Genomic DNA, 24,946 nt, shown 5'->3' on the forward strand with positions numbered 1-24,946 from the left:
ATCAGTACCCGTGAAACTCCAGCCAGCCTTTCACCGTGGAGCGTAACTCGGCTTGACCGGCGTTGCCGGACGTCAGTAGCTGACGTTGCCGATACGAAACGTGCTGGTATTTGGTGGCGAGCTTTTTGCGCAGTGACCATTGTGCTTCCAGCCACCGGTTACTCTCTGCGGTTCGAATGTCCAGAATACGCAACGGTGACTTGGCAATTCGCTCTGAGAGCGCTTTGTTGAAGTGATACTGAGGAATGTAAGCATTCACTATCACCAGTGCATCCGGCATCATTGATGGTGTTTTTTCGAGTAGTCGCAGTGTTATATCCGCAGTTATTCCCTCTACGACCCAAACGGCAAAGCCAGGCTGTTTGAGGGTTTCCTCTTGTAATAAGGCGATGCGGTTTTCAAGCGCGGCAACTAACGGCTCGAATAGGCTATCGTCTGCTTGCTCGGGAAAATGCGTGCGCGTCGCTGGTGTTTGCAAATTGTCGGTGCGAATGGTGTTATCGGGCGGTGTTAACGCCCAAGTTGTCCAACCAAAGTCGGGGGCCACTTCATACAAATAACTGACATAAAATGACTGCAGCGGATGATAATGCCAGTCGGGAATTAGCGTCATTTGTCCACTTTCGAACGCCTGTAAATACTCTTTTTTCAGTACTAAAAAGCGTGCAGCGTCACCGTCCGTCAACCAATGCAATTGGTCCTCGGGAAGGTAACGCTGCAAATCGTCCTGTGCATTCAACACAGGAGCAGTGACGAAAAGCAGCAAAAAGGCGATAAGAAAATGACGTTTCATAGTCGTAATATCGGCTTCAGGGAACGGAACTTGATAATAAAAAAGCCTAAAAAGGCAGCGGACTGGTGAACGTAACGGTTTGCTCGGTGAGAGGATGGGTAATGGTCAGTGAGTGAGCGTGCAGGTGCAGTCGGTCCGTCATGTTAAAGGCGTCAGTGTGTGCGTAAAACTTGTCCCCCAGTATGGGGCAACCTAGCGCCTGCATGTGTACGCGAAGCTGGTGAGAACGCCCGGTGTGCGGATAGAGTTCAACCCGTGAATAGTTTTCATGGGTTGCTAACACGCGGTAACCCGTGGTGCTGTCTTTGCCGGTGAAGAAGTCCATGTGTTGGCGAGGGCGGTTTGGCCAGTCACAGGATAGCGGCAGTTCAACAACACCTTGTTGAGCTGGTAAGCGGCCCGACACGTCAGCAATGTATGTCTTTTTAGTCACGCGCTGCTGAAATTGACGGCTAATATGGCTTTGTGCGAGCCGGGTTTTCGCCAGCAAAATAACGCCCGAGGTCGCCATGTCGAGTCGGTGAACAACCCGAATTTCAGGGAGCACACGCTGCGCTCTTGTGTATACTGAATCGCGATGTTCAATATGCTTACCGGGCACGCTGAGCAGCCCACTTGGCTTATCAACCACCAATAATTCAGAGTCCTCGTAAATGACGGCTAAATAAGGCTCTAAAGGTGGTTGATAATGCAATAAAGCCATCAGTGATTATTCACCAATATACGAATGGCCGTAAGCGACAATTGTGGTTGTTCGATTGCTGTCAGCAGGGTCGCCTCACGCTCTTTTAGCGCCTCAATCTCCGACTCACGAACGGACGGATTAACGTCTTTCAATGCTTCCAGGCGTGTGAGTTCTCGTTGCAGTGTGTCACTGATTTTCGCACGCTGATCGCTTATGAGGTCTTCCTGCCAGCGACGCGCTTGCTCCTGAGCACCGTGTATCAAGTCTTGTGCCGGTCCGCGTAACTGCTTAAGAATTTGGCGAGCGGTTTTTTTATCAAGGAAACTGGCTTGCTGATCAAGTAACTCTCTGGAGACTTTATCGGATAGCTCTCTGCCTTGGCTATCTAATAGCAGACGTAGGTTACCTTGCGGGCAAAACTCCTGCACCGCCGTTTTAGCAGGCGCTGCTACTGTATTGGTAAAGTCCAGCTCAAGAAACCAGGCGCCCGCTGGAATAGCCGTGTTTTTCATTTGTGCAACGCAGGTACTTCCAAAGTCGTCTGAAGACAGAAATTCTAAAGCGGCCTGAACCATCGGATGATCCCAGCTGAGAAAGTCGACATCTTCAAAATTTAATGCAGTAACACGATCGAAAGTCACCGTGATGCCATCTTCCGGCAGGCCGGGGAGTCCAGGGATACGCATGTGTTCGCTGGCGCGAATGAACCAACGGTTCTCGTCCAGAACTTCGTTGTTCACACCAAAGCGATCCCAAAATGCCAACATAAAGTCTGCAACGGTATCAACGTCTGAATCTGTATTGATATGTTCAATAATGCGCTCAGCTTGTTCAGGTCGGCAGGCGTTCATTGCTTGCAGTTTGTCGTGACCCTGCTTATTCAGTTCTCGCCAGGCTTCACTAAGCTCTTGCGTTTGCTGAATGATGTCATCCGACAAGGGCTGACGTTTTTCAATAGCCGTTTCAATGAAGTTACCAAAGGCGTCATAGAGTTTACGACCAATGGCATTACACTGACGAAAGGCGTTCATACCTTGCTCATACCAGGGCAGTAAAATAGCTTCGTTAGAGCCTGCGTTGTAGGGCAGATAAATATCAATGGTATTTTGTTGTCCAATGCGGTCTAAACGACCAATGCGCTGCTCAAGTAAGTCCGGGTTGGTGGGCAAGTCGAACAGAACAAGCTGGCTGACGAATTGAAAGTTACGTCCCTCACTGCCGATTTCAGAGCACAACAATATCGGGCTTCCATCTTCTTCACTGGCAAAAAAGGCCGCAGAGCGGTCTCGCTCCGTTAATGTCATGCCTTCATGGAAGGTCGCTGCTTGAACGCCCGCCAGGACACGCAATGCTTCCGATAAATCCAGGACTTGTTCCGCCGTTTTGCAGATTAATAAAGCTTTACTGTTGCGGTTCTCTTTAATGTGACTAATGAGCCAGTCGACCCGCGGGTCATCCATCCACCAGGGCATGTCTTCGTCTGGCGTAAATTCAGGCAACTCGATGGCGTGAAAACGGCGCTCGGGGAAGCCGCCTATATCGGCACGGCGATTGCGGAACATAACCCGGCCGGTACCGTATTTATCGAGAAGCTCATCAAGCTTTTTATCATCGGTTACAGACTCAGCCTGCTCGGCGAGTTCTTTGTAGTGTTCTTGCTCTTTTAGAAACGCTTCGTAGTCACTGAAACGATCAGGGTCAAGCAGCTGCAAACGTAAGAAATGGCCTTCGGAACCCTCTTGCTCAGGCGTTGCGGTTAACAGCAGTAACCCGGGAATGGATTCGCACAGCGCTTTGACCTGCGCAAACTCGTCAGCGTCCGGCTGCAAGTGGTGCGCTTCGTCAATGACAAGTAAATCGAAATCAGCGTCCGAAAGTGCGCTTTGCCATTTGGGTTCTTTAATAAAGTCACTACTGACAATAATGTGTTGTTCAGTCAGAAACGGGTTGTCGGTATCTTCCGCGGCTTGCTCACAGCGTTCTTCGTCGAAGAGAGTAAAGCTTAAAGCGAAGCGGCGGCGCATCTCGATGAGCCATTGGTGCATGAGCGATTCAGGCACTACGACAAGAACGCGTTGAGAGCGATCCGTCATCAGTCGACGTTTAATGATCATGCCTGCTTCAATGGTTTTACCTAAGCCCACTTCATCGGCCAGCAACACCCGCGGGTGGTAGCGATCGGACACCGTTTTAGCAATATAAAGCTGGTGTGGCAGTAATTGGGTACGCACTCCTAAAAGCCCGGCAACTTCGCTGTTTTGGTAGGCTGCGATATGCTGATTCGCTTCGCAGCGTAACTGATACATATCTAAACGCTCAGATTGCCCTGCTAACAAACGCGTCAATGCCGGATTGTTATCAATTTGATAGGATAACTGGGGTTCAGGAACGGTAACCTGTTCCTGCGTGTCTTCGCGTTTGCCATGGTAAGTGACAATACCGGCCGCTTCAGACAACTCTTCAATAATGAAGGTCCAGCCGTCAGCGTGCTTTCCTTGCTGTCCGTCCTGCAACAGGTAACGGACTAATGGCGCCTCTTGTGCAGCGTATAAGCGCACTTCACCATTAGCAGGAAACATGACGGTTATATGGCGTCCCTCTGCTTGTGTGATAAGGCCAAGCCCCATTTCTGTTTCGGTTTCACTGAGATACCGTTGGCCGACTCTAAATTCACTCACTGCAGAACTCCCAATCGCTTTATTTAAGGGCGGCAATGGTACTGAATTCGCCGAAAAATTCCGAGAAAAATTTCTCTTTGTCACTATTTTGTCATTAATTTTAGACTAAGCTGTAATTAAACAATAACGACAAAAGGTAAACGCCTATGTCTGAAAATAAAGCGGGTAAATATTTCATCCTCGATACCAACATTCTGCTGCATGACCCCCTTGCTTTCCTTAACTTTGAAGAACACAACGTCATTATTCCCATGGTGGTTCTTGAAGAGCTCGACAAAATAAAAGATCGAAATAAAGACGTGAGCCGAGAGGCCCGGGTTGCTATTCGTTCTTTAGAGGAAGCGTTAAAAGAGGCTCGGCCGGATGAAATTATTGATGGGGTGAAACTCAGTCGCATGCACGGAGAGCACAACGCTCAAGGAACGTTGGCAATATTCCCGGACTATCAGCTCGAGCAAAATGAGTCGGTGCTGTCTTTGTCCGAGAACGATCACCGCATTATTCAGGCGGCGTTGGAAATCCAGAAGGATAAAGCACCGGCGGCGGTGGTGTTGGTCACAAAAGACATCAATATGCGACTGAAAGCCAAAGGTGCAGGCATGAAGTATGTCGAGGATTACCGCACTGACCAGCTCATTGACGATATACGCCTGTTGACCAAAGGCTTTTACAAATTCGAAGGGGACTTCTGGTCGCAGGTTGGTGAAGTTGAAACGCATCAGGAGGGTCGTGACGCTTATCACACGGTGGGACGGGAGTTGCTGCCGCAGATATTTGCGAACGAATACATTATTGACGAGACCAATCATTTTGCCGCACGGGTGGATAGTTACGACAACGACTCCGTGACGCTGATGGACTTGGGTGTTGAGCGCCTGATGTCTTACGACGCTTGGGGAGTACGTCCCAAAAATATTTATCAGGCCATGGCGCTACATGCGTTGCTCGATACGCACATGGATATGGTCGTACTGACGGGCCCGGCAGGCAGTGGTAAAACCTTTTTAGCGCTTTCTGCGGCGCTACAAATGGTGGTAGAGCAGGGTATTTATGAAAAGATTATTGTCACCCGTAATACGCCGGAAATTGCTGAGTCGATAGGCTACTTACCGGGTACCGAAGAAGAGAAAATGGCGCCCTGGCTGTCGGCTATTACCGACTCGCTGGAAGCGTTGCATAAGCATGACGAAAGTATGGAGTCGAGTCTTAGCTACATTATGAAAAAAGCGAATATTCAGTTTAAGTCGCTGAATTTCATGCGTGGTCGCAGTATTCAAAATGCCATTGTCATTTTGGATGAAGCACAAAACTTAACCGCTTCACAGCTTAAAACACTCATAACCCGCTGTGGGGAGAACACGAAATTAATTGTATCGGGGAACCTGGCGCAAATAGACAGCTACTACTTAACGGCGGTGACATCGGGTCTAACTTATATTGTGGAGCGTTTTAAAGACTATCCAGGCAGTGCCACCATTAATCTAAACGGCGTTGTGCGTAGTTCACTCGCGCAATTTGCAGAAGAGCATTTATAGCCCAAAAGAGCGTTAGTTGACCGGTTTTACGGTGTACTGACCGGTACGAATGTGAAATTCGGTTTCCTCACTGACGGTTCCCGCCGGCATAGCGGCGGGGCCGGTTACATCAACCAAAACGTATTGAATACCATCGTGCTCAATGGTGGTGTCACTGTCACGTTTACTCATATTAATGCCAAAAACGGCGTGGTCGGGCAGGTAAATAATGGCCATCTGTGCGTTGTTAATGATGTTGCGCATAATGGCTGTCATTAACGTGACTTTGCTGTCGCAGTCGCCCTGATTGTAGTAAATCAGTTGGTTCGGTGGCACGAAACCATCGCCTCGGCTATCAAGTTTGCTGCTTAAGTCATTATATGGAATATGCTGTAAAAAGCTGGTTACGTAGTTGATGTAGTTGCGTTGGGTGTTGTTACCCAATTGCTCGCCAATCGCATTGATGAGCGGCTTAATAACGGACGCCATTTCACTGGCTATAGCGGCGTGATCAGGAATGATTCCCTGTTGTCCGGGCGGCAGGGAGATAGTTTCGTAGAAATTAGAGTCCAGGTAATCGACCCAGCGTTCATTGTAATATTCGCGCAGCTGTTGCTTGTATTGCTCAAGCTGAGCTTGTTGCTCCTGACTTCTGGCTCTGCTGGTTATCAGCTCAACGCTTTGCTGGCGGGGGGTTAATTTGGCTTGAATGCCACGCCATTGTTGCTGACGAATGTATCGGTTGAGCTGTCGGCTTAATTCGCGCTGGCTTCGTTCAAGATTAAATCCTCGATAACGCTTTAATGGTGCCAGAAAGTCTTTCTTATTGGCGGAGAACTCGATGGTGTTTTGATTGCCGTCGAAGTCGTCCCAGTGATACGAAAAGTGAAGCTGGTTGTCTTGTTCATTGAGTTGAAAAAAAGACTGGGCAAAGCTGCCAATGGGGAATAGCAGCAGAAATACAAAAGAAAGCCAGACAAACGCATCATTATGACGTGTCACGCTGGCTTTCCTATTAACCCTTAAAACTTCATTTCCGTAATGGGGCTTTCTTCGAATTTAAGGTCGATTTGGTACTCGACACCGCCCGCACGGACAAAAAAGTAGGTTTTTTCTTTCTTAAAGACTTCTAGTAAAGAGACCAGCCGGAGTCCAGGGCGACGCTCTGGCGGCAAATCAGTAAACTCAACACCGCTGCGTGATACGAGAATATTGTCGTATTTCGCGCCGGTGATTAAGAGAAGTTTTTTATTTTCGTCTTTTAAGAGAATTGTATTGCCCGTAACTGAATACGGTTCTTCGTTACCAAACAAGGTCAGCTCCTGTCACATCAACTGATTACTGAGCACACTATAACGAATTATTGCTTGTTGGCAAAGAATTGCTCAAGAAATCCTCGACAATTAGCAGTGCGGCTTGACTATCGACAAGTCCTTTATCGAGTTTCTTAAACCCACCTGCGTTGAATAATTCTTCGCGCGCAGCGGTTGAAGTGAGTCGTTCGTCCTGAAAGGCGACCGGCAAACCAAAACGCCCGTGTAACCGATTGCCAAACTTTTTCGCGCGTTGAGTGAGTGGTTGCTCCGTTCCGTCCATATTTAAAGGCAGACCGACAACCAGTTGTTCTGGCTGCCACTCTTTAAATAGCTGTTCAATAGCGTCCCAATTGGGAATGCCATCTTTTGCCTTTAATGCACTAAGCGGTGAGGCAGTACCAGTAATACGTTGGCCGACGGCGACACCAATGCTTTTGGTGCCAAAGTCAAAGCCGATAACCGTACTCATGCGTGGCCTACGTCAGGTGCCAGCTTCCAAACATCAAAGCCGAGTTGTTCTGTGGCCTTTTGCCAGCGCTCGCTAATTGGCGTATTGAACAGGAGTTCCGGGTCGGCCGGTATGGCTAACCAAGAGTTCTCTTCCATTTCTTCTTCCAGCTGACCCGCTTCCCAGCCAGCATAACCCAACGTCAGTAAAAAATGCTGTGGCGCAGCCGATGAGCCTAATGCCTCTAAAATATCGCGTGAGGTCGTGACCATAATATCGTCGCTCATTTTCATGCTGGCGCGCCAGTTGTCCTGTGGCGGGTGAATGACAAAGCCACGCTCACGACCGACAGGACCGCCTTGGTAAACCTGACCTTGCAGATACTCGTTATTCTCCGGGTAAACAATTTCCAGCTTATCCAGCAGCGAGGTCACACTAAGTTCAGCAGGCTGATTAATGACAAGCCCCATAGCGCCATCTTCGTTGTGCTCACAAATGTAAGTCACGGTTCGCTTAAATGCTGGATCATTCAGCATAGGGGTTGCTATCAAAAAATGGTTTTGTAAGCTGTTCATCCGATTCACCGACTCCTTAACGATAATCTCTACTTCCGATATGGGGTCATCACGTCGAAATTCAATTCAATTTTGACTCGACGGCCTCAAAAACAAGTTCGGCAATATTAATGTCGTAAGCGTTTTCAATTTCCCGCATGCAGGTTGGGCTGGTCACGTTTATTTCTGTTATACGGTCGCCAATGACATCCAGACCAACCAGAATCAGACCTTTTTTCTTAAGTTCCGGGCCGACTTTGCGTGCTAGTGCCCAGTCGCTGTCAGACAAGGGTTGAGCACGGCCACTGCCGCCAGCCGCTAGATTACCGCGCGTTTCGCCGGCACTGGGAATGCGGGCTAATGAGTACGGAACCGGTTCACCATCAATAATGAGAATGCGTTTATCGCCGTCTTTTATCTCCGGTAAATACTTCTGCGCCATCGCATAACGCCGACCTTTTTCTGTCAGTGTTTCAATAATAACGCCGAGGTTGTTACCGTCAGCCGTCACCTTAAATATCGATGCGCCGCCCATACCGTCGAGTGGCTTTAAAATGACATCGCCGTGCTTTTTATGAAACGCCTTTATGACGTCAGCGCGAGCGCTCACCACCGTGTCAGCAATAGCGTCAGCAAACCACGACGTAAATAGCTTTTCGTTGCAGTCACGGAGGCTTTGTGGTTTGTTCACGACCAAACTGCCGCGGTGCTCGGCGAGCTCTAATATGTGCGTGGCATAAAGAAACTCACTGTCAAACGGCGGATCTTTACGCATCATAATGACGTCGAAGCTATCCAGTGGCAGATACTCACTTTCTTTCAGGCTGTAAAAGTCGGTTTTCTGGTCGCGTACCGTGACTTCCTGGACAAACGCCATCGGGTTACCATTGTCGATGACTAAATCGCCCAGTTCCAGATAAAAGCACTGATAACCGCGTGCCTGTGCTTCCAGCAATAAACGGAAGCTCGTATCTTTTTCGGTTTTCACATCGGCGATAGGATCCATCACCATGGCTAACTTCTTCATATAAACTCCTTTAGCGTAAATCGCCAAACTGATACTGCACCGCGGTTAAAGCAGACAGTGCTGCGGTTTCGGTTCTTAGTATTCTTGGGCCTAACTTCATGGGTTTAAAGCCCTGCTGTTCGGCCTCAAGGACTTCCTCGTCGGTGAAGCCACCCTCGGGACCAATCAATAACTGAATGCCTTTATCGGCTTGCGTGTATGAAGACAGTGGTTGCTCGGCGGTTGGGTCTAGTGTCAGCCGTAACCCGTCAAAGTGGTTATTGATAAAGTCTACCAGAGTCTGTGCCGGTTTAACGTCCGGTACGATACTGCGGCCGCACTGTTCACAAGCCGAACGCACTATTTTCTGCCATTGCTGTTGCTTTTTTTCGAGCCGGTCACCGCTGAGCTTGACGCCGCAGCGCTCGCTAAAGAGCGGCGTTATTTCTCTCACCCCCAGCTCTACCGATTTTTGCAACACGAAGTCCATACGGTCGCCCCGTGAGATGACTTGTCCTAAATGCACTGGAACCGGGGACTCGGTGTCATTATCTTCCACGGCTGTGACCTTAAAAGACGCAGACTTTTTAGCCGCCTGGGTAATGGTTGCCGAGTAATTCTTGCCGTCCCCATTGAATAAGACAATGGGGTCATTTACGTTTAAACGCAGCACTTTTATCAGGTGTTGGAAACCATCCGCACTCAGTTCGGTTTCAACGTTTATATCGATGGGATCAGGGTGAAAGATCCGCGGTACTCGCATGCTATTCGCCTTATTCGGACTTTTAGACGTCCAGAAGTAGAAAAAAACAGAGTGATCGGTTACATTATGCAACCAGTATTGAGTGATTTCATCAAAATAAAGGAATAGTGGGCATATGTCACGTCACCTGTTTACCTCAGAGTCAGTGTCCGAAGGGCATCCGGACAAAATTGCCGACCAGATATCTGATGCAGTTTTAGACGCTATTTTAGCGAAAGATCCTAAGGCCCGTGTTGCTTGTGAAACGTATGTAAAAACCGGGATGGTATTGGTTGGCGGAGAAATTTCAACCAAGGCCTGGGTTGACGTTGAAGACCTTGCACGTCAAACCGTCAAAGACATTGGTTATCGCCATTCCGATATGGGTTTTGACGGCGCGTCTTGTGCAGTATTAAACGCTATTGGTAAGCAAAGCGGTGACATCAATCAGGGCGTTGACCGCGACAAACCTGAAGAGCAGGGGGCAGGTGACCAGGGCTTAATGTTTGGTTATGCCTCGAATGAAACGTCGGTACTTATGCCGGCTCCAATTACTTATGCACACCGCGTTATGCAGCGCCAGTCGGAAGTGCGTACTAACGGAACGTTAGATTGGTTACGCCCGGACGCCAAAAGTCAGTTAACGTTTGTTTATGAGAACGGCAAACCCGTCGCTATTGATACCGTGGTTCTGTCAACTCAGCACAGAGAAGATATTACTCAGGAAACGCTGCGCGAAGCGGTGATGGAAGAGATCATTAAACCGGTATTGCCGGAGCAGTGGGTTTCCAAAGACACGCAATTCCATATTAATCCTACCGGTCGTTTTGTGGTGGGTGGCCCGATGGGTGACTGCGGCTTGACGGGTCGTAAGATCATTGTGGATACCTATGGCGGTATGGCACGTCACGGTGGTGGCGCTTTCTCGGGTAAAGACCCGTCAAAAGTTGACCGCAGTGCGGCTTATGCAGCGCGTTACGTCGCTAAGAACTTGGTCGCCGCCGGTTTGGCAGAGCGTTGTGAACTGCAAATTTCTTACGCCATTGGTGTTGCGGAGCCAACCTCCATCAGCATTGATACCTTCGGTACATCTAAGTACTCAGAAGAGCAACTCATTGCATTAGTGCGTCGTCACTTCGACTTACGCCCTTATGGCTTAATTAAGATGCTCGACCTGGAACGTCCTATTTATAAGCAAACCGCCGCATACGGGCACTTTGGTCGTGATGGTTTACCGTGGGAGCAAACGGATAAAGCGGCTGATTTACAGGCTGATATTTAGTCAGAAATTAACCAATAAATTTGCTTGTACCCCCTGAAATGTGGAGAATACGCGCATCGCAAGTTGCTCTTCATCCTCAGGGGGTTTTTAATGTCAGAACGTCAATATCTCGCCAATGCCATCCGTGCGCTTAGCATGGACGCTGTTCAAAAAGCCAAGTCGGGACACCCCGGCGCGCCAATGGGCATGGCAGATATCGCAGAAGTGTTATGGCGTGACTACCTAAAACATAACCCTGATAACCCTGACTGGGCCGACCGTGACCGCTTTGTGTTGTCCAATGGTCACGGCTCTATGTTGATTTACTCTCTGCTACACCTTACTGGTTATGACCTCAGCATTGACGACTTAAAGCAGTTTCGCCAATTAGATTCAAAAACCCCTGGTCACCCGGAATACGGATACACTCCGGGGGTTGAAACGACAACAGGTCCTTTAGGTCAGGGCGTTGCGAACGCCGTCGGAATGGCTTTGGCAGAAAAAGTGCTGGCGGCACAGTTTAATCGTGACAACCACAACATTATTGATCACCACACTTATGCATTTTTAGGTGACGGTTGTTTAATGGAAGGCATTTCTCACGAGGTTTGCTCTTTGGCGGGGACGTTGGGCCTTGGCAAGCTGATTGCGTTTTATGACGATAACGGTATTTCGATTGACGGTGAAGTAGAAGGTTGGTTTACCGACAACACGGCCAAGCGTTTTGAGTCTTATGGTTGGCAAGTGATTGAAGCGGTCGATGGTCATGACTCAGAAGCGATTACGCAGGCGATAGAAGCCGCGCGCTCAGAGACTAATAAGCCGACATTGATTATCTGTAAAACCGTTATCGGCTTTGGCTCGCCGAATAAACAAGGCTCTGAAAGCTGTCACGGCGCCCCGCTGGGCGATGATGAAATTGCCGCTACGCGCAAGCAGTTGAACTGGTCGCACGATGCGTTTGAAATCCCTGCAGACGTTTATCAGCAATGGTCAGCAAAAGACAAAGGCGCTGCGGTGGAATCATCATGGAATAAGCGTTGGGTAGCCTATGAACAAGAGCACCCGGAACTTGCGCAAGAGTTACAGCGCCGACTGAATGGCGAACTTCCGGAAGACTTCTCAACAACGGTCTTCGATTACGCACAGAAACTACAGAATGCGCCGGAAGCAATCGCAACCCGTAAAGCATCACTGAATGTGTTAAACGAATTTGGACCGAAACTGCCTGAACTGTTAGGTGGGTCAGCTGACCTGGCGGGCTCTAACCTGACGTTATGGGACGGTGCTAAGGGTGTGACAGCAGAAGACGCCAGCGGTAATTACGTTTACTACGGTGTCCGCGAATTTGGTATGTCGGCCATTATGAATGGTGTGACACTGCATGGTGGATTCAGAGCTTATGGTGCTACCTTCCTGATGTTTATGGAGTATGCACGTAACGCCGTTCGTATGGCGGCACTTATGAAACAGCCAAGCATTTTTGTCTACACCCATGACTCTATTGGCCTGGGAGAAGACGGTCCAACACACCAACCAGTTGAGCAGTTAGCCAACTTGCGTCAAACACCAAACCTGCAATGCTGGCGCCCATGTGACCCTGTTGAAACGGCGGTCGCCTGGGGTGCTGCAATACAAAGCAGCAAAACACCGTCGGCATTAGTCTTTAGCCGTCAGGGAATGCAACAACAAGAGCGAGACGAAGAGCAGTTAGCGAGTATTGCCCGCGGTGGTTATATTCTGAAAGATTGCGACGGCGAACCTGAGGTTATTTTCATTGCGACAGGCTCTGAAGTTGACTTGGCCGTTGAAGCCTATCAGCAACTGTCGGAAGAAGGCCACAAGGTGCGCGTTGTCTCTATGCCGTCGACCAATGTGTTCGATATTCAAAGTGCTGAATACAAAGAGTCGGTGTTGCCGGCGAATGTGACGCGCCGTGTGGCTATTGAAGCCGGTATTACTGATTTTTGGTTGAAATACGTTGGCCTTAATGGCGAGGTAGTTGGTATGACAACCTTTGGCGAGTCGGCTCCTGCGGGTGAACTGTATAAGCACTTTGGCATTACTGCTGAAAACGCAGTAGCGGCCGCTAAGCGTTTATTGGACGCTTAAATGAGTCAAGCGGTTCGTATAGCAATTAATGGTTTCGGTCGCATCGGCCGAAGCTTTTTGCGTGCGCTTTATGAAAATAAGTACCGGGACAACATTCAAGTTGTGCTGATTAACGAGCCAGCCGCGTCTGAAGCTATCGCTCATTTACTGAAATATGATTCCAGTCATGGCCGTTTTGGTTTCAAAGTGGCGCAGTCACAGGACGAGCTAACGGTTGCCGGAGACGACATTGCGCTTGAGCATGAAACTGACATTGAAGCCATTGATTGGGCGTCCTATGAGGTCGACTTTGTGGTCGACTGTACCGGCGTCTATGGCAGTCAGAGCGATGGTCAGCGTTATTTGGCACAAGGTGTGAAACGGGTCTTGTTTTCGCATCCGGGCAAACCAGATGTCGATTTTACCGCCATTTATGGCGTGAATGAAAACGAATTGTCGCCTGAGCATAAAGTCATTTCGAATGGCTCGTGTACGACTAACTGTATTGTACCGGTTATTAAAGTACTGGACGACGCATTTGGCATAGACTCAGGCGCTATCACCACCATTCACTCGGCAATGCATGATCAGCAAGTTATCGATGCTTATCACCCCGATTTACGGCGTACCCGGGCTGCCGGGCGTTCAATTATTCCGGTTGATACGAAGTTAGCTCGCGGTATTGAGCGTATATTGCCGCATTTAGAAGGTCGTTTTGAAGCCATTGCGGTGCGAGTCCCGACGACCAATGTTACCGCAATGGACTTAAGCGTTACGCTCAATAGCGACGCGACGCTGGAAACGGTGAACAAAGTGTTGAAAGAGCATAGCGCTGGTGCGCTGCAGGGCATCCTGGACTATACCGAAGAGCCGCTGGTTTCCATCGACTTTAACCATGACCCTCACTCAGCCATTGTTGATGGCACTCAAACGCGCGTCAGTCATAAGCGACTGGTGAAGCTGTTGTGCTGGTGCGACAACGAGTGGGGCTTTGCGAATCGTTTACTCGATACGACGCGCAAAATGGCTGAACAGCTTTAATCTGAATTTACAGAAGAGAGGTTTTACATGTCTGTCATTGCAATGACTGATTTGGATTTATCGAATAAACGCGTCCTGATTCGCGAAGACCTGAATGTGCCGGTTAAAGATGGCAAAGTGGCATCAGACGCTCGCCTGAAAGCCGCTATTCCTAGCATTAAAGCAGCCTTAGACGGCGGCGCAAAGGTGATGGTGATGTCGCATTTGGGTCGCCCCACCGAAGGCGAATATGACGCGCAGTTCTCTATGCAGCCGGTTGTGGATTACTTGGCAAACGCACTCGACTGCCCGGTTCGTTTATGCAAAGACTATCTTAATGGCGTTGAGATTGACTCAGGCGAATTGGTTATTTTTGAAAATGTTCGATTCAACGTTGGTGAAAAGAAAAACGACGACGAATTAGCGAAGAAGTTGGCTGCTTTATGTGACGTGTACGTTATGGACGCATTTGGCACGGCTCACCGCGCTCAGGCATCGACACATGGCGTTGCCAAATATGCGCCAGTCGCATGTGCCGGTCCGCTGTTGGCGGCTGAGTTAGACGCCCTTGGTAAAGCACTGGAAAACCCGAAGCGGCCTTTGGTTGCTATTGTTGGTGGCTCTAAAGTTTCAACTAAGCTGACGGTGTTGGAATCGTTGAGTGGCGTTGTTGATCAACTGGTTGTGGGCGGTGGTATTGCGAACACTTTTGTTGCGGCGGCCGGTCATAATGTGGGTAAGTCTTTGTACGAAGCCGATCTGACTGACGAGGCAAATCGCCTGGTTGAGCAAGCGCAAGCGAAAGGCGGCGACATTCCATTACCCGTTGATGTTGTCACAGGCAAAGAATTTAGCGCGGAAGCAAAGGCGGAAACCAAAGCGGTAGATGCTGTGGCGGATGATGACATGATTTTCGATATTGGTCCCAAAACCGCAGAACAACTCGCTGCTATGCTCAAGAGCGCGGGCACGATTGTTTGGAACGGCCCTGTCGGCGTATTTGAATTTGAGCAATTTGGAAATGGTACAAAAGCCATTGCGGATGCCGTTGCAAATAGTGATGCATTTTCAATTGCAGGTGGTGGAGACACCCTTGCAGCCATTGATCAATATGGTATCGCTGATAAGATAAGCTATATTTCAACAGGTGGCGGAGCATTTCTGGAGTTTCTGGAAGGTAAAACCTTACCCGCAGTAGCCGTTTTAGAAGAGCGCGCAAACGACGCCTGAACACAAGTTTTATAATTTAAAGGAGTATTTTTATGGCCCTGGTGTCATTACGACAGTTATTGGATCACGCCGCCGAGCACGACTATGGTGTACCGGCGTTTAACGTAAATAACCTAGAGCAAATGCGAGCCATTATGCAGGCAGCGGACGCAACCGACAGCCCGGTAATCGTTCAAGCGTCAGCAGGCGCGCGCAAGTACGCGGGTGCTCCTTTCCTGCGTCACTTAATTCAGGCAGCCGTTGAAGAGTGGCCACATATTCCTGTGGTGGTTCACCAGGATCACGGTACGTCACCTGCGGTGTGTCAGCGCTCAATCCAATTAGGCTTTAGTTCCGTCATGATGGACGGCTCGTTGCTGGAAGACGGCAAAACGCCGGCGGACTACGACTACAACGTTCGTGTTACTAAACAAACGGTTGAAATGGCGCACGCTTGTGGCGTCTCTGTAGAAGGTGAGCTGGGCTGCCTGGGCTCGTTAGAAACGGGCGAGGCGGGCGAAGAAGATGGCGTCGGCGCTGAAGGCAAACTGTCACACGATCAGCTACTGACTGATCCTGAAGAAGCGGCAGAGTTCGTTAAGGCAACGAACGTTGATGCTTTGGCCATCGCTTGCGGTACGTCTCATGGTGCTTACAAATTTACGCGTCCACCAACAGGCGATATTTTGTCCATTGACCGCATTAAAGAGATTCATCGTCGCATTCCGGGTACACATTTGGTGATGCATGGTTCATCGTCTGTACCTCAGGAATGGCTGAAAGTCATTAATGAGTTCGGCGGCGAAATTCCTGAAACGTACGGTGTTCCGGTTGAGCAAATTCAGGAAGGCATCAAAAACGGTGTCCGTAAAGTCAACATTGATACTGACTTACGCTTAGCATCAACCGGTGCAATCCGTCGTCACTTGGCAGAGAATCCATCAAACTTCGACCCGCGTAAGTTCTTAGCGGCAGCGACAACGGCGATGGAAGAAATCTGTAAAGCACGTTATGAAGCCTTCGGCTGTGCAGGCATGGCAAGTAAAATAAAACCAATAACGTTAGAAACCATGTTCCAGCGCTACGAAAGTGGTGAATTAAACGCAATTGTGAAATAAAGAGGTTAATGTGCGTTTATCAGTATTATTTGCAAGTTTATTTTTGTCGGTATCGGCCAGTGCTCAAACCTTCATGTTTGATGACGCTGACGATATGGATACCGAAACGGTTGAAGAGTGGGAAGCAAGTGCTGAGTTCGGCCTGCTTTACACGTCGGGTAATACCGAGACTGAAAGCTTAAAAGGCAAGCTTAATATATCGCGAGACGTCCAAAATTGGCGTCATAAAGGTGTTATTGACTACTACACGGCTGAACAGGAAGACCAGTCAACAGGTGAGTCAATTGAAACCGCTGATCGTATGTTTGTGTCGGCTCAGAGCAACTACAAGTTTTCACCGGACAGTCGCTCTTCATTATTTGTTTTCGGTTCTTATGAGGAAGACGAGTTTAGTGGTTACGAGTACCAGGCAACGGTAGCAACCGGTTATGGTGCGCGTTATCGCTATGATGAAGACATTTACGCCGACTATGAAATTGGTCCGGGTTACTCTCGAACTAAACCGATTCAAATAGAAGGTGAGCCGCCTGTTGAGTCAGAAGGGCAAATGATTCTTCGTTTAGCGGGAAATCTGGACTGGAAGATCTCCGAAAACTCTAAGTTCAATGCGCTCGTGTCTTCAGAACTTGGTGAAGATAATACCAAGAGCAAGGCTGAGCTGTCGTTGTCCTCTAACATCAACAGCTCACTGGCGATGAAGTTTTCTGTCAGCGGTACGCACAACTCAAATGTATCTGATGAAAGCATTGAAAAGTTAGATACTGAAACCGCAGTGACGTTAGTGTACACCTTCTAAAAACGATTGAAGCGTACATAACTTCAAAGGCCGCAATGAGTAAATCATTGCGGCCTTTTTCATAAAGCTGTCATAAAAGCGTCTTAAACTCAGCGGATTATCCAAATCGGTTTGAAGTTATGCGCGTATCTGCATTCAGTCGAGTTTCTTCTTTTATTTTACTTGGGTTATCGCTGATTTTTCTTGGCGTGCTTTTTTGGTCGAGTCAAAAGCTTAGCACTATTGAAAAAAAGCAAGCCGCTTATTCGTCGGTCAAGCAAAGCTTGATGGTTAATGTGGTGACGGATCTCAGCGGTTATTTGCAATCCGGAAACACCGTATTGCTCACTGATGCCAAAAAAGCGGTAGAGCAGGCTGAAACCAAATTGGTTGATTTAGGCTTTGAGAGAAGCTCTGATGTGATTAAGCAACTTCAGTCAATAAATAACAGGATAGGCCAGGACTATCGTTCAATAGGTAAACTCTCTGGTCAGGAAGCGGCTTTACTGTTCAATGCTGAACGTTCGTTGTTCAGTGAGCTTTCGCGTTTATTTGATTATGCCCAAAAAGGAAGCGGAGATAACCCTTCTGTCAGTCAAAAATACACCCAGATAGGCAGTGACCTCACTCTGCTAATAGGAGAGCTTGTTCACACCCGTGAACGCTTGTTCAATGGCGAAATTAGTCAAGACGTGCTTGAGCAAGTTCTTAACTCGATACAGCAGGAAATAAGTAGGCTGGAGCAGTTGCCAGAATTGGGTGTGAAGGAAGAGTTGCCTGATCAGTCGATGATGCTTGTTCAGCGGGAGGCTAAAGAGCTTGGTCCTAAAATCATTTCGGAGATGTCCAGTTTAGTTAACCGTTACCCACGCGAGCTATCATCCACTCTTGATTTAATTGCCGAGCGAGAGCTCGCATTCAAACGTATCTCGGATGACATAGCGCAAATTCAGGTTATAGCAGTAGCCGCTGAAAAGCAGCTTATCGACATTCAGCAAGAGCAACTTTTCCAGATAAAGGTCACAATTATGGCGTTAGTTGCGGCCTTACTGTTTTTTGCCTTCATCAATTTTTTATTGCTAAAACGAATGGTTTTGACGCCACTACGTAGTTTACGCGATGCTATGCAGCAGCTTCTTGAACAGAAGCAGCTTAACTACCTGCCTGGCGCAGATAAAAAAACGGAGTTTGGAGAAGTTGCCAAATTCTTTAACGGTATGCTCGAGCAAACAAAATCTGGTGAAGCGCAAAAGTCCCATCAAATGTCCGTTGTGAATGAGGCTCTTAAAACAGTGATAAAAGAGCTGCAAGAGCTGGTATCGTCGTCACATAAAACTCAAACATCCGCGGAGTCAACCATAGGCGGCATTAGCCAGCTTAATGAACTGACGAATTCTTTAAATGACTGCACTGCGGCGCTTGAGCAGAACGCAGTAGGTACACAAAAGTCGATGCAAACAAGCCGGGAATACATTCGAAAACTCAGTGATGCGTCGAAAATGAATGAACAGGCAATGAGTTCCGCAAAAACGTCGGTCAATGAGCTTGCCGTCTCGGTTGAACACGTGAATAGTGCATTGTCTGTTATTTCAGGCATTGCAGATCAAACGAACTTACTCGCGCTAAATGCTGCGATAGAAGCGGCCCGAGCCGGAGAACAGGGACGAGGCTTTGCCGTCGTGGCTGACGAAGTCAGGCAGTTGGCTCAAAAAACTCAGTCTTCACTGACTAGCATTGATAGTACACTGGGCAAGCTGGCGGAAGCGTCCGCTGCAATAGAGAATAGCTACCAACATATTATAGAAACGAGTTCGAATCAGCATGACTACGTGAATGTCCTGGTGGATACGGCGGATGAAGTTTCAAAGAAAGCACAGGTTTCAAGTGATGAGGCGAAAACGTCTCTGCAGCTTGCCGAGCAACAAAGTTTGAGAGTGACAGCGTTTTCCGAAGAGATTCGATTGTTAATTGAGAATATGGGTCATGCGCATCATTTGTTGAAAAATGTTGAAAGACAAGTTGACACGCAACAAAGTGAAATTGAACAGGTGTTCAGATGACGGCGAATTAATCAAACACCATGGTTCCATTTACAGAAACTTTTCGCTACCATTCGCGCAGCTAACAACAGCTGAAAAAATTGGAACTGGTTATGTCAATGAACTCATTCCTTGGGGTATTTGCAAAGTCCCCGATTAAACCAATGATCGAGCACATGGACGAAGTGCACCGCTGTGCTGAAGCACTGAAAGAGTTTTTTAAAGCGGTATACGCTAAGGACTGGGCGTCAGCAGAAACTGCGCGTAGCAAAATCGTTACGCACGAGCAAAAGGCGGATGAACTCAAACGTAAAATTCGCTTAAACCTCCCAAGTGGCTTATTTATGCCGGTTGAGCGTACTGACTTACTTGAGTTGGTATCCCAGCAAGACCGTATTGCCAATAAAGCCAAAGACATTTCAGGTCTTATGACCGGCCGTGAATTAACGATTCCTGAGCCGCTGGTGACAGACTTTGATGCCTACCTAAACCGTTGTATAGATGCCGCTGCTAAAGCCAGAGAAACCATTGGCGAGTTTGACGACTTGCTGGAAACTGGTTTCAAAGGTCGTGAACGCGACTTGGTTGATGACTTCATTGCAGAACTTGATGCAATTGAAGCAGACACCGATAAGCTGCAAATCCAGTTACGCAAAGACTTGCGCAAAATAGAGCTGGATATGAACCCACTGGATGCCATGTTCCTATATCGAATCCTGGACTGGGTGGGTGACTTAGCTGACTTGTCTGAACGAGTTGGTGCACGTTTCGAATTGATGCTGGCGCGAGTCTAAGCGGAGTCTAATTTATGGATATTATTTCAAGTTACAGCATGCTGCTTATCGGCATGGCGGCTATCTTCGGCTTTTTTATGGCCTGGGGGATCGGTGCTAATGACGTTGCTAACGCCATGGGCACCTCGGTTGGCTCAAAAGCATTAACGATTAAGCAAGCCATTCTTATTGCAATGGTGTTTGAGTTCGCCGGTGCTTATCTTGCGGGCGGCGAAGTCACTTCTACTATACGTAAAGGCATTATTGACTCAGCCTACTTCGTTGATCAGCCGGAGCTGCTTGTCTTCGGTATGATTTCAGCGCTTCTGGCTGCCGGTTTCTGGCTGCTTATTGCCTCATACTTAGGTTGGCCGGTGTCTACGACGCATTCAATCATTGGTGCCATTGTTGGTTTCTCCGCGGTTGGTGTCAGTATGGAGTCAGTGCAATGGGCCAAAGTAGGTGGCGTTGTCGGTAGTTGGGTTGTCACGCCGGCGATATCCGGTTTTATTGCTTATCTCATATTTATGAGTGCTCAGAAGCTTATTTTTGACCGCTCAAACCCATTGAAAATGGCGCAGCGATACGTACCTTTTTACATGGGGCTTGCTGGCTTCGTCCTATCGCTGGTTACCATTAAAAAGGGCTTGAAGCACGTTGGTTTAGACTTAGGCAGTCTGGAGGGCTACCTTTGGGCGCTGGGTATTGCAGTGCTTGTGTTTGTTATCGGCAAGCTGGCTATCGGCCGCCTTAAGTTTAACCCGTCAGACGACAAAGATATGCACTACACCAACGTTGAGAAAGTGTTCGCAGTGCTGATGGTAGTTACGGCTTGTGCTATGGCATTTGCTCACGGCTCTAATGATGTGGCTAACGCCATTGGTCCGCTTGCTGCGGTTGTCAGTGTCGTAACAAACGGCGGCGAAATAGGTGGCAAAGCGCAGTTGGCATGGTGGATATTGCCGCTGGGCGGTATTGGTATCGTTGCTGGTTTAGCGATGCTGGGCAAACGTGTTATTGCGACCATTGGTAAAGGTATTACTCACTTAACGCCCAGCCGTGGTTTCGCAGCCGAATTGGCTGCTGCGTCTACCGTCGTGCTTGCGTCAGGTACTGGCTTGCCAATCTCGACTACGCAAACTCTGGTAGGTGCTGTACTTGGTGTGGGCATGGCTCGCGGTATTGCGGCTCTTAACTTAGGGGTTGTACGCAATATCGTGGTGTCCTGGGTCGTTACTCTGCCGGCCGGTGCCATCATGTCGATCGCGTTCTTCTATATTCTGAAGGCCATATTTGGCGTTGCATAAGTTTGCATTAAGAAACCTTGAAAAGGCAGCCTGTTTCAGTGACAGGCTGCCGACTTTCCAGTAAAATCCGCGCTTTATAAAGTGTTTCCGAAAAGCGCAGGTATGTCAGAAAATAACCCTTCTTCTTTAAAAGTCAGTGACTTCTCGTTCGATTTGCCTGACGAGCTTATTGCCCGCTATCCGCAAGAGCAGCGTAGTGCGAGTCGCTTGTTGCAAGTCAATGCTGAGTTAAAATCGATTGAGCATAAGCAGTTTACTGACATTGTCGGCGCCTTAAACCCAGGCGATCTTTTGGTATTCAATGACACTCGCGTTATTCCGGCTCGCCTGCTGGGCGAAAAAGTATCCGGCGGAAAAGTAGAGGTTTTGATAGAACGTTTGTTGGATGACCACCGAGTATTGGCTCACGTACGCTCAAACCGCTCACCAAAAGCGGGCGCCGAATTGCTGCTGGAAGGCGCTGTCAAAGTGACTATGCTGGCGCGACACGGCGCTTTATTTGAGCTTAAATTTGAGCATGAAGAACCGGTATTGGATATTCTTGAGGAATATGGCCACATGCCGTTACCTCCTTACATTGATCGCCCGGATGAAAGCTCGGACAAAGAGCGTTATCAAACCGTTTATAACCGAGAGCCAGGCGCAGTAGCGGCACCGACCGCAGGCTTGCATTTTGACGACGATATTTTAGAAAAGCTAAAAGCCAAAGGCGTTAACTTTGCTTATGTGACACTGCACGTGGGGGCGGGGACATTCCAGCCGGTGCGCGTGGACAACATCAATGATCATGTCATGCACAGCGAATACGCTAAAGTGGGTGACGAGACTTGCAATGCGATAAAGCAGACGAAAGCCAATGGCGGGCGAGTGGTTGCTGTCGGTACGACGTCGGTTCGATCGCTTGAGTCTGCCGCCAATGCGTCAAACTCTGATGATATTGAACCGTTCTTTGACGACACCGATATTTTTATTTATCCCGGATACGAGTTTCAGGTTGTCAACAGCTTAATTACTAATTTTCATTTACCGGAATCGACACTCATTATGTTGGTTTCGGCATTTGCCGGTCGTGACCTGATAATGGAAGCTTACCAACAAGCCATTAATGAGAAGTACCGATTCTTTAGCTACGGCGACGCAATGCTGTTGCAGCGATAAACAGACAATTTTTGAAGTGATACATTATGACAATGAAATTTGAACTTGATAAAACCAGTGGTCGTGCCCGTCGTGGACGTATGCAGTTTGAGCGTGGCACCGTAGAAACGCCGGCCTTCATGCCGGTTGGGACACTGGGTACCGTGAAAGGAATGACGCCCGAAGAGGTTAAAGACACTGGGGCGCAAATCTGTCTTGGCAATACGTTTCATTTGATGCTGCGTCCAGGCACGCAAATTATTCAGCAGCACGGCGATCTGCATGATTTTATGAACTGGGATAAGCCCATTCTGACGGACTCTGGCGGCTTTCAGGTGTTCAGCCTTGGTGAGTTAAGAAAAATTACCGAAGAAGGCGTGACTTTCCGTTCGCCCATTAACGGTGAGAAAATTTTATTAACGCCGGAAAAGTCGATGCAGGTTCAACGTGAACTGGGCTCTGACATTGTTATGATTTTTGACGAGTGCACGCCATTCCCGGCGACTCAGGCGGAAGCCCGTAGCTCTATGGAACTGTCCTTACGCTGGGCTGAGCGCTCGAAAAAGGCTCACGAAGGAAATAAGTCAGCGCTTTTTGGTATTATTCAGGGCGGTATGTACGAAGAGCTTCGTGATATTTCTTTGAAAGGCTTAACCGACATAGAGTTTGATGGCTATGCGATTGGCGGCTTGTCGGTGGGTGAACCAAAAGAAGACATGATGCGCATTCTGGAGCATACCGCGCCGCAAATGCCTGAGCAGAAGCCTCGTTACTTAATGGGCGTGGGCAAGCCGGAAGACTTAGTAGAAGCGGTGCGTCGTGGTATTGATATGTTCGATTGTGTTATGCCAACCCGTAACGCACGTAATGGACACCTGTTCATCAGCTCAGGGGTGGTGAAAATACGTAACGCTGTGCACAGAACAGACACGGGCCCACTGGATGAAAACTGCGACTGCTATACGTGTAAAAACTACTCGCGGGCGTATCTGCACCATTTAGACAAAACGAATGAAATGCTAGGCGGGCGTTTAAACACCATTCACAATCTGCGCTTTTATCAAAAAGTTATGAGCGATATGCGCGACGCGTTGGATGCCGATACGTTTGACGAGTTTGTTGAGTCATTTTATCAGCAGCGCGGTCAGTCAGTACCACCACTGGACTGAAACTTTTCCAGCATTTTTTTAGTGGGTAAATAATGCTCAGCAGAAGACAGTTTTTGTGCTGAGCTTAATGCTCCCCAAGCCTGTTTGATCCAGCGTTGTTTCAGGTGTACTTGCTGTTTATTGACCTTGGCTAGTGCTAAATAGGTCTTGGCTTGAACATGATACGCACTGTCCGGCTTGTCATATTTGGCCGGATCCCCCATGTTATTAAGAGCGTTTAGAAGTCGAGTGGTGTACTCGGTATCTGAAAAAAGCGGTTCAAGTTTCAGCAGAAACTCAATACGCTCACTATGGTGCGTTAAATCTTCAGGGTGCTCGCTAATCGCGTTATCAAAATGTGACAGTGCTAGTTCGGCTGTTTCAACGGCTTTGCTTAAATTGCCTTCTTCGATTAAATGCCCCGTATAATGAGCAAATACTTGTCCGTGTGAGTGCTCGTGCACCGGCGCACTGTATATGCTCTCGTATATGTGCAGCTTATTAAACGCTGTAAAGGCAAGGCCACCTAGTATTAACACAGAGGTTGTAAGCGCGGTAGCCCAACCTAAACGCCTCCTTTGTTTGTACGATTCAGCACGCCATTTGTTCAATGCGTTAGCAAGTTCAGAAATGTCATTAAAACAAGGATAGGAGTCGACGACTAACGCTTTCTTAATGATGTCGGCCAGTCCTGCGGGTAGGCGACGTTTGTCGGCCACCGGTTGCATTAAGAAAACGTCCGGTGTGGTGTTGGCGAGTAACAGAAGCAGCAGCTCACCAACCTGATAGATATCACGCTGCTGTGATGCTGTCGAAAAACTCTCTGCAATACTTAGGTCGACTAATATCGGCGCTTTAGGTTTACCGCTTTGGGGCAAAATAACGTTATGCGCTGTCACATCGTTGTGAGCATAGCCCGCTTTATGCAGTGCACTTAAGGCGTCGGCGAGCTGATAACCGATTTCGACCGCTTCAGTTATTGATAAATGCTGTTTAAGTTTATCCAGTCGAGTCCCATCGACATATTCCATGACTAAGAATAGAGACGAAGAAGCGACCTCTGGCTCACCAATATCATAAACGCGACACAGTGATGGATGTGAAACGCTGGAGAGAAGACGAGCTTCATGCACCAGGCGATTGCGGCTCACGAGTGAGGGTGAGCGCGCGAACTTTATCGCAACAGTTCTTTCCAGTCGTTGATCGTAGGCTTTGTAAACTAAACCGCTACCGCCATAGCCCAGCATTCCTTGGCACTGGTAACGCTCGGGGATTGGATATGGAAATGTGTCTCTGGAATAACTAATAGCCAAATTCGCATCCTTACTGTCT

At 48.4% G+C, this 24,946-nt stretch carries 22 protein-coding genes; 12 read left to right on the plus strand and 10 right to left on the minus strand.

Translation table 11 applies throughout. The annotated features are described in order from the left end of the window. Nucleotide 1: 1 nt before the first annotated feature. Genes CEW91_RS02090 through rapA form a run of 3 tightly spaced genes read right to left on the minus strand, consistent with a single transcriptional unit; the run spans nt 2 to nt 4,156 of the window. Nucleotides 2-793: a DUF3530 family protein gene (locus tag CEW91_RS02090; RefSeq protein ID WP_088767451.1), complete on the minus strand. Its 792-nt coding sequence runs from the start codon at nt 791-793 to the stop codon at nt 2-4. Between the two features lie 46 nt (nt 794-839). Beyond that, nucleotides 840-1,496: a pseudouridine synthase gene (locus CEW91_RS02095; protein ID WP_088767452.1), complete on the minus strand. Its 657-nt coding sequence runs from the start codon at nt 1,494-1,496 to the stop codon at nt 840-842. After that, entirely contained in the window at nt 1,496-4,156 is a 2,661-nt protein-coding gene (gene rapA, locus CEW91_RS02100; RefSeq protein ID WP_088767453.1) for an RNA polymerase-associated protein RapA, read from the minus strand. The genes CEW91_RS02095 and rapA overlap by 1 nt, the downstream gene beginning before the upstream one ends. 146 nt (nt 4,157-4,302) lie before the next feature. Between rapA and CEW91_RS02105 the strand changes: the two genes are divergently transcribed. Further along, entirely contained in the window at nt 4,303-5,691 is a 1,389-nt protein-coding gene (locus tag CEW91_RS02105; RefSeq protein ID WP_088767454.1) for a PhoH family protein, read from the plus strand. A gap of 12 nt (nt 5,692-5,703) precedes the next feature. Here CEW91_RS02105 and CEW91_RS02110 read toward each other — a convergent pair whose 3' ends face one another. The 6 genes from CEW91_RS02110 to CEW91_RS02135 all read right to left on the minus strand — a co-directional run bounded on the left by CEW91_RS02110 (nt 5,704) and on the right by CEW91_RS02135 (nt 9,757). Further along, complete coding sequence (locus CEW91_RS02110; RefSeq protein WP_232507008.1) at nt 5,704-6,672, minus strand: hypothetical protein; 969 nt, start codon at nt 6,670-6,672, stop codon at nt 5,704-5,706. Between the two features lie 20 nt (nt 6,673-6,692). After that, a complete protein-coding gene (locus CEW91_RS02115; RefSeq protein ID WP_088767455.1) occupies nt 6,693-6,983 on the minus strand; it encodes a hypothetical protein in 291 nt (96 codons plus the stop codon). Nucleotides 6,984-7,020: 37 nt separating this feature from the next. Beyond that, the gene (gene ruvX / locus CEW91_RS02120) at nt 7,021-7,455 is read right to left on the minus strand and encodes a Holliday junction resolvase RuvX (protein ID WP_088767456.1); all 435 of its coding nucleotides are present in this window, start codon (nt 7,453-7,455) and stop codon (nt 7,021-7,023) included. Then, nucleotides 7,452-8,009: a YqgE/AlgH family protein gene (locus CEW91_RS02125; protein ID WP_088767457.1), complete on the minus strand. Its 558-nt coding sequence runs from the start codon at nt 8,007-8,009 to the stop codon at nt 7,452-7,454. The genes ruvX and CEW91_RS02125 overlap by 4 nt, the downstream gene beginning before the upstream one ends. 61 nt (nt 8,010-8,070) lie before the next feature. Then, nucleotides 8,071-9,015, minus strand: coding sequence for a glutathione synthase (gene gshB / locus CEW91_RS02130; RefSeq protein WP_088767458.1), 945 nt, complete (start codon nt 9,013-9,015; stop codon nt 8,071-8,073). A 10-nt stretch (nt 9,016-9,025) separates the two neighbouring features. Further along, on the minus strand, nt 9,026-9,757 hold the full coding sequence (locus CEW91_RS02135) for a 16S rRNA (uracil(1498)-N(3))-methyltransferase (protein ID WP_088767459.1): 732 nt from the start codon (nt 9,755-9,757) through the stop codon (nt 9,026-9,028). Nucleotides 9,758-9,872: 115 nt separating this feature from the next. Here CEW91_RS02135 and metK point away from each other — a divergent pair, with 115 nt between their 5' ends. From metK to tgt, 11 genes are all read left to right on the plus strand, one after another. Next, nucleotides 9,873-11,018: a methionine adenosyltransferase gene (gene metK, locus CEW91_RS02140; protein WP_088767460.1), complete on the plus strand. Its 1,146-nt coding sequence runs from the start codon at nt 9,873-9,875 to the stop codon at nt 11,016-11,018. Nucleotides 11,019-11,108: 90 nt separating this feature from the next. After that, nucleotides 11,109-13,109 carry a transketolase gene (gene tkt, locus CEW91_RS02145; protein WP_088767461.1) on the plus strand — a complete coding sequence of 667 codons (2,001 nt, stop codon included), beginning with the start codon at nt 11,109-11,111 and terminating at the stop codon, nt 13,107-13,109. Continuing rightward, complete coding sequence (epd, locus tag CEW91_RS02150; protein WP_088767462.1) at nt 13,110-14,129, plus strand: erythrose-4-phosphate dehydrogenase; 1,020 nt, start codon at nt 13,110-13,112, stop codon at nt 14,127-14,129. Between the two features lie 27 nt (nt 14,130-14,156). Beyond that, nucleotides 14,157-15,338 (plus strand): phosphoglycerate kinase, encoded by a 1,182-nt coding sequence (locus CEW91_RS02155; protein ID WP_088767463.1) that lies wholly within the window; start codon nt 14,157-14,159, stop codon nt 15,336-15,338. A gap of 32 nt (nt 15,339-15,370) precedes the next feature. Continuing rightward, a complete protein-coding gene (gene fba / locus CEW91_RS02160) occupies nt 15,371-16,435 on the plus strand; it encodes a class II fructose-bisphosphate aldolase (RefSeq protein WP_088767464.1) in 1,065 nt (354 codons plus the stop codon). Nucleotides 16,436-16,445: 10 nt separating this feature from the next. After that, on the plus strand, nt 16,446-17,231 hold the full coding sequence (locus tag CEW91_RS02165) for a DUF481 domain-containing protein (protein WP_088767465.1): 786 nt from the start codon (nt 16,446-16,448) through the stop codon (nt 17,229-17,231). A 119-nt stretch (nt 17,232-17,350) separates the two neighbouring features. Then, entirely contained in the window at nt 17,351-19,270 is a 1,920-nt protein-coding gene (locus tag CEW91_RS02170; RefSeq protein WP_088767466.1) for a methyl-accepting chemotaxis protein, read from the plus strand. Between the two features lie 92 nt (nt 19,271-19,362). Continuing rightward, nucleotides 19,363-20,043, plus strand: a complete 681-nt coding sequence (locus tag CEW91_RS02175) for a TIGR00153 family protein (RefSeq protein ID WP_088769333.1) — start codon at nt 19,363-19,365, stop codon at nt 20,041-20,043. A gap of 14 nt (nt 20,044-20,057) precedes the next feature. Next, the gene (locus CEW91_RS02180) at nt 20,058-21,329 is read left to right on the plus strand and encodes an inorganic phosphate transporter (RefSeq protein WP_088767467.1); all 1,272 of its coding nucleotides are present in this window, start codon (nt 20,058-20,060) and stop codon (nt 21,327-21,329) included. Nucleotides 21,330-21,431: 102 nt separating this feature from the next. After that, nucleotides 21,432-22,487, plus strand: coding sequence for a tRNA preQ1(34) S-adenosylmethionine ribosyltransferase-isomerase QueA (gene queA, locus CEW91_RS02185; protein WP_088767468.1), 1,056 nt, complete (start codon nt 21,432-21,434; stop codon nt 22,485-22,487). 32 nt (nt 22,488-22,519) lie between these two features. After that, nucleotides 22,520-23,635 (plus strand): tRNA guanosine(34) transglycosylase Tgt, encoded by a 1,116-nt coding sequence (gene tgt / locus CEW91_RS02190; protein ID WP_088769334.1) that lies wholly within the window; start codon nt 22,520-22,522, stop codon nt 23,633-23,635. Here the strand turns inward: tgt and CEW91_RS02195 are convergent. Then, nucleotides 23,611-24,927: a serine/threonine-protein kinase gene (locus CEW91_RS02195; protein ID WP_157776063.1), complete on the minus strand. Its 1,317-nt coding sequence runs from the start codon at nt 24,925-24,927 to the stop codon at nt 23,611-23,613. The genes tgt and CEW91_RS02195 overlap by 25 nt on opposite strands. Nucleotides 24,928-24,946: the final 19 nt, after the last annotated feature.

The organism is Idiomarina piscisalsi, assembly GCF_002211765.1.
In the GTDB taxonomy this organism is placed as follows: domain Bacteria; phylum Pseudomonadota; class Gammaproteobacteria; order Enterobacterales; family Alteromonadaceae; genus Idiomarina; species Idiomarina piscisalsi_A.

Excerpts from the sequence above, each read along its gene's own strand:
- queA (WP_088767468.1), top strand. The coding sequence starts at position 21,432 with ATGTCAGAAAATAACCCTTCTTCTTTAAAAGTCAGTGACTTCTCGTTC.
- CEW91_RS02175 (WP_088769333.1), top strand. The coding sequence starts at position 19,363 with ATGTCAATGAACTCATTCCTTGGGGTATTTGCAAAGTCCCCGATTAAA.
- tkt (WP_088767461.1), top strand. The coding sequence starts at position 11,109 with ATGTCAGAACGTCAATATCTCGCCAATGCCATCCGTGCGCTTAGCATG.
- CEW91_RS02095 (WP_088767452.1), bottom strand. The coding sequence starts at position 1,496 with ATGGCTTTATTGCATTATCAACCACCTTTAGAGCCTTATTTAGCCGTC.
- CEW91_RS02090 (WP_088767451.1), bottom strand. The coding sequence starts at position 793 with ATGAAACGTCATTTTCTTATCGCCTTTTTGCTGCTTTTCGTCACTGCT.
- fba (WP_088767464.1), top strand. The coding sequence starts at position 15,371 with ATGGCCCTGGTGTCATTACGACAGTTATTGGATCACGCCGCCGAGCAC.
- CEW91_RS02170 (WP_088767466.1), top strand. The coding sequence starts at position 17,351 with ATGCGCGTATCTGCATTCAGTCGAGTTTCTTCTTTTATTTTACTTGGG.
- metK (WP_088767460.1), top strand. The coding sequence starts at position 9,873 with ATGTCACGTCACCTGTTTACCTCAGAGTCAGTGTCCGAAGGGCATCCG.
- epd (WP_088767462.1), top strand. The coding sequence starts at position 13,110 with ATGAGTCAAGCGGTTCGTATAGCAATTAATGGTTTCGGTCGCATCGGC.
- ruvX (WP_088767456.1), bottom strand. The coding sequence starts at position 7,455 with ATGAGTACGGTTATCGGCTTTGACTTTGGCACCAAAAGCATTGGTGTC.
- gshB (WP_088767458.1), bottom strand. The coding sequence starts at position 9,015 with ATGAAGAAGTTAGCCATGGTGATGGATCCTATCGCCGATGTGAAAACC.
- CEW91_RS02135 (WP_088767459.1), bottom strand. The coding sequence starts at position 9,757 with ATGCGAGTACCGCGGATCTTTCACCCTGATCCCATCGATATAAACGTT.
- CEW91_RS02125 (WP_088767457.1), bottom strand. The coding sequence starts at position 8,009 with ATGAACAGCTTACAAAACCATTTTTTGATAGCAACCCCTATGCTGAAT.
- tgt (WP_088769334.1), top strand. The coding sequence starts at position 22,520 with ATGAAATTTGAACTTGATAAAACCAGTGGTCGTGCCCGTCGTGGACGT.
- CEW91_RS02155 (WP_088767463.1), top strand. The coding sequence starts at position 14,157 with ATGTCTGTCATTGCAATGACTGATTTGGATTTATCGAATAAACGCGTC.
- CEW91_RS02180 (WP_088767467.1), top strand. The coding sequence starts at position 20,058 with ATGGATATTATTTCAAGTTACAGCATGCTGCTTATCGGCATGGCGGCT.
- CEW91_RS02105 (WP_088767454.1), top strand. The coding sequence starts at position 4,303 with ATGTCTGAAAATAAAGCGGGTAAATATTTCATCCTCGATACCAACATT.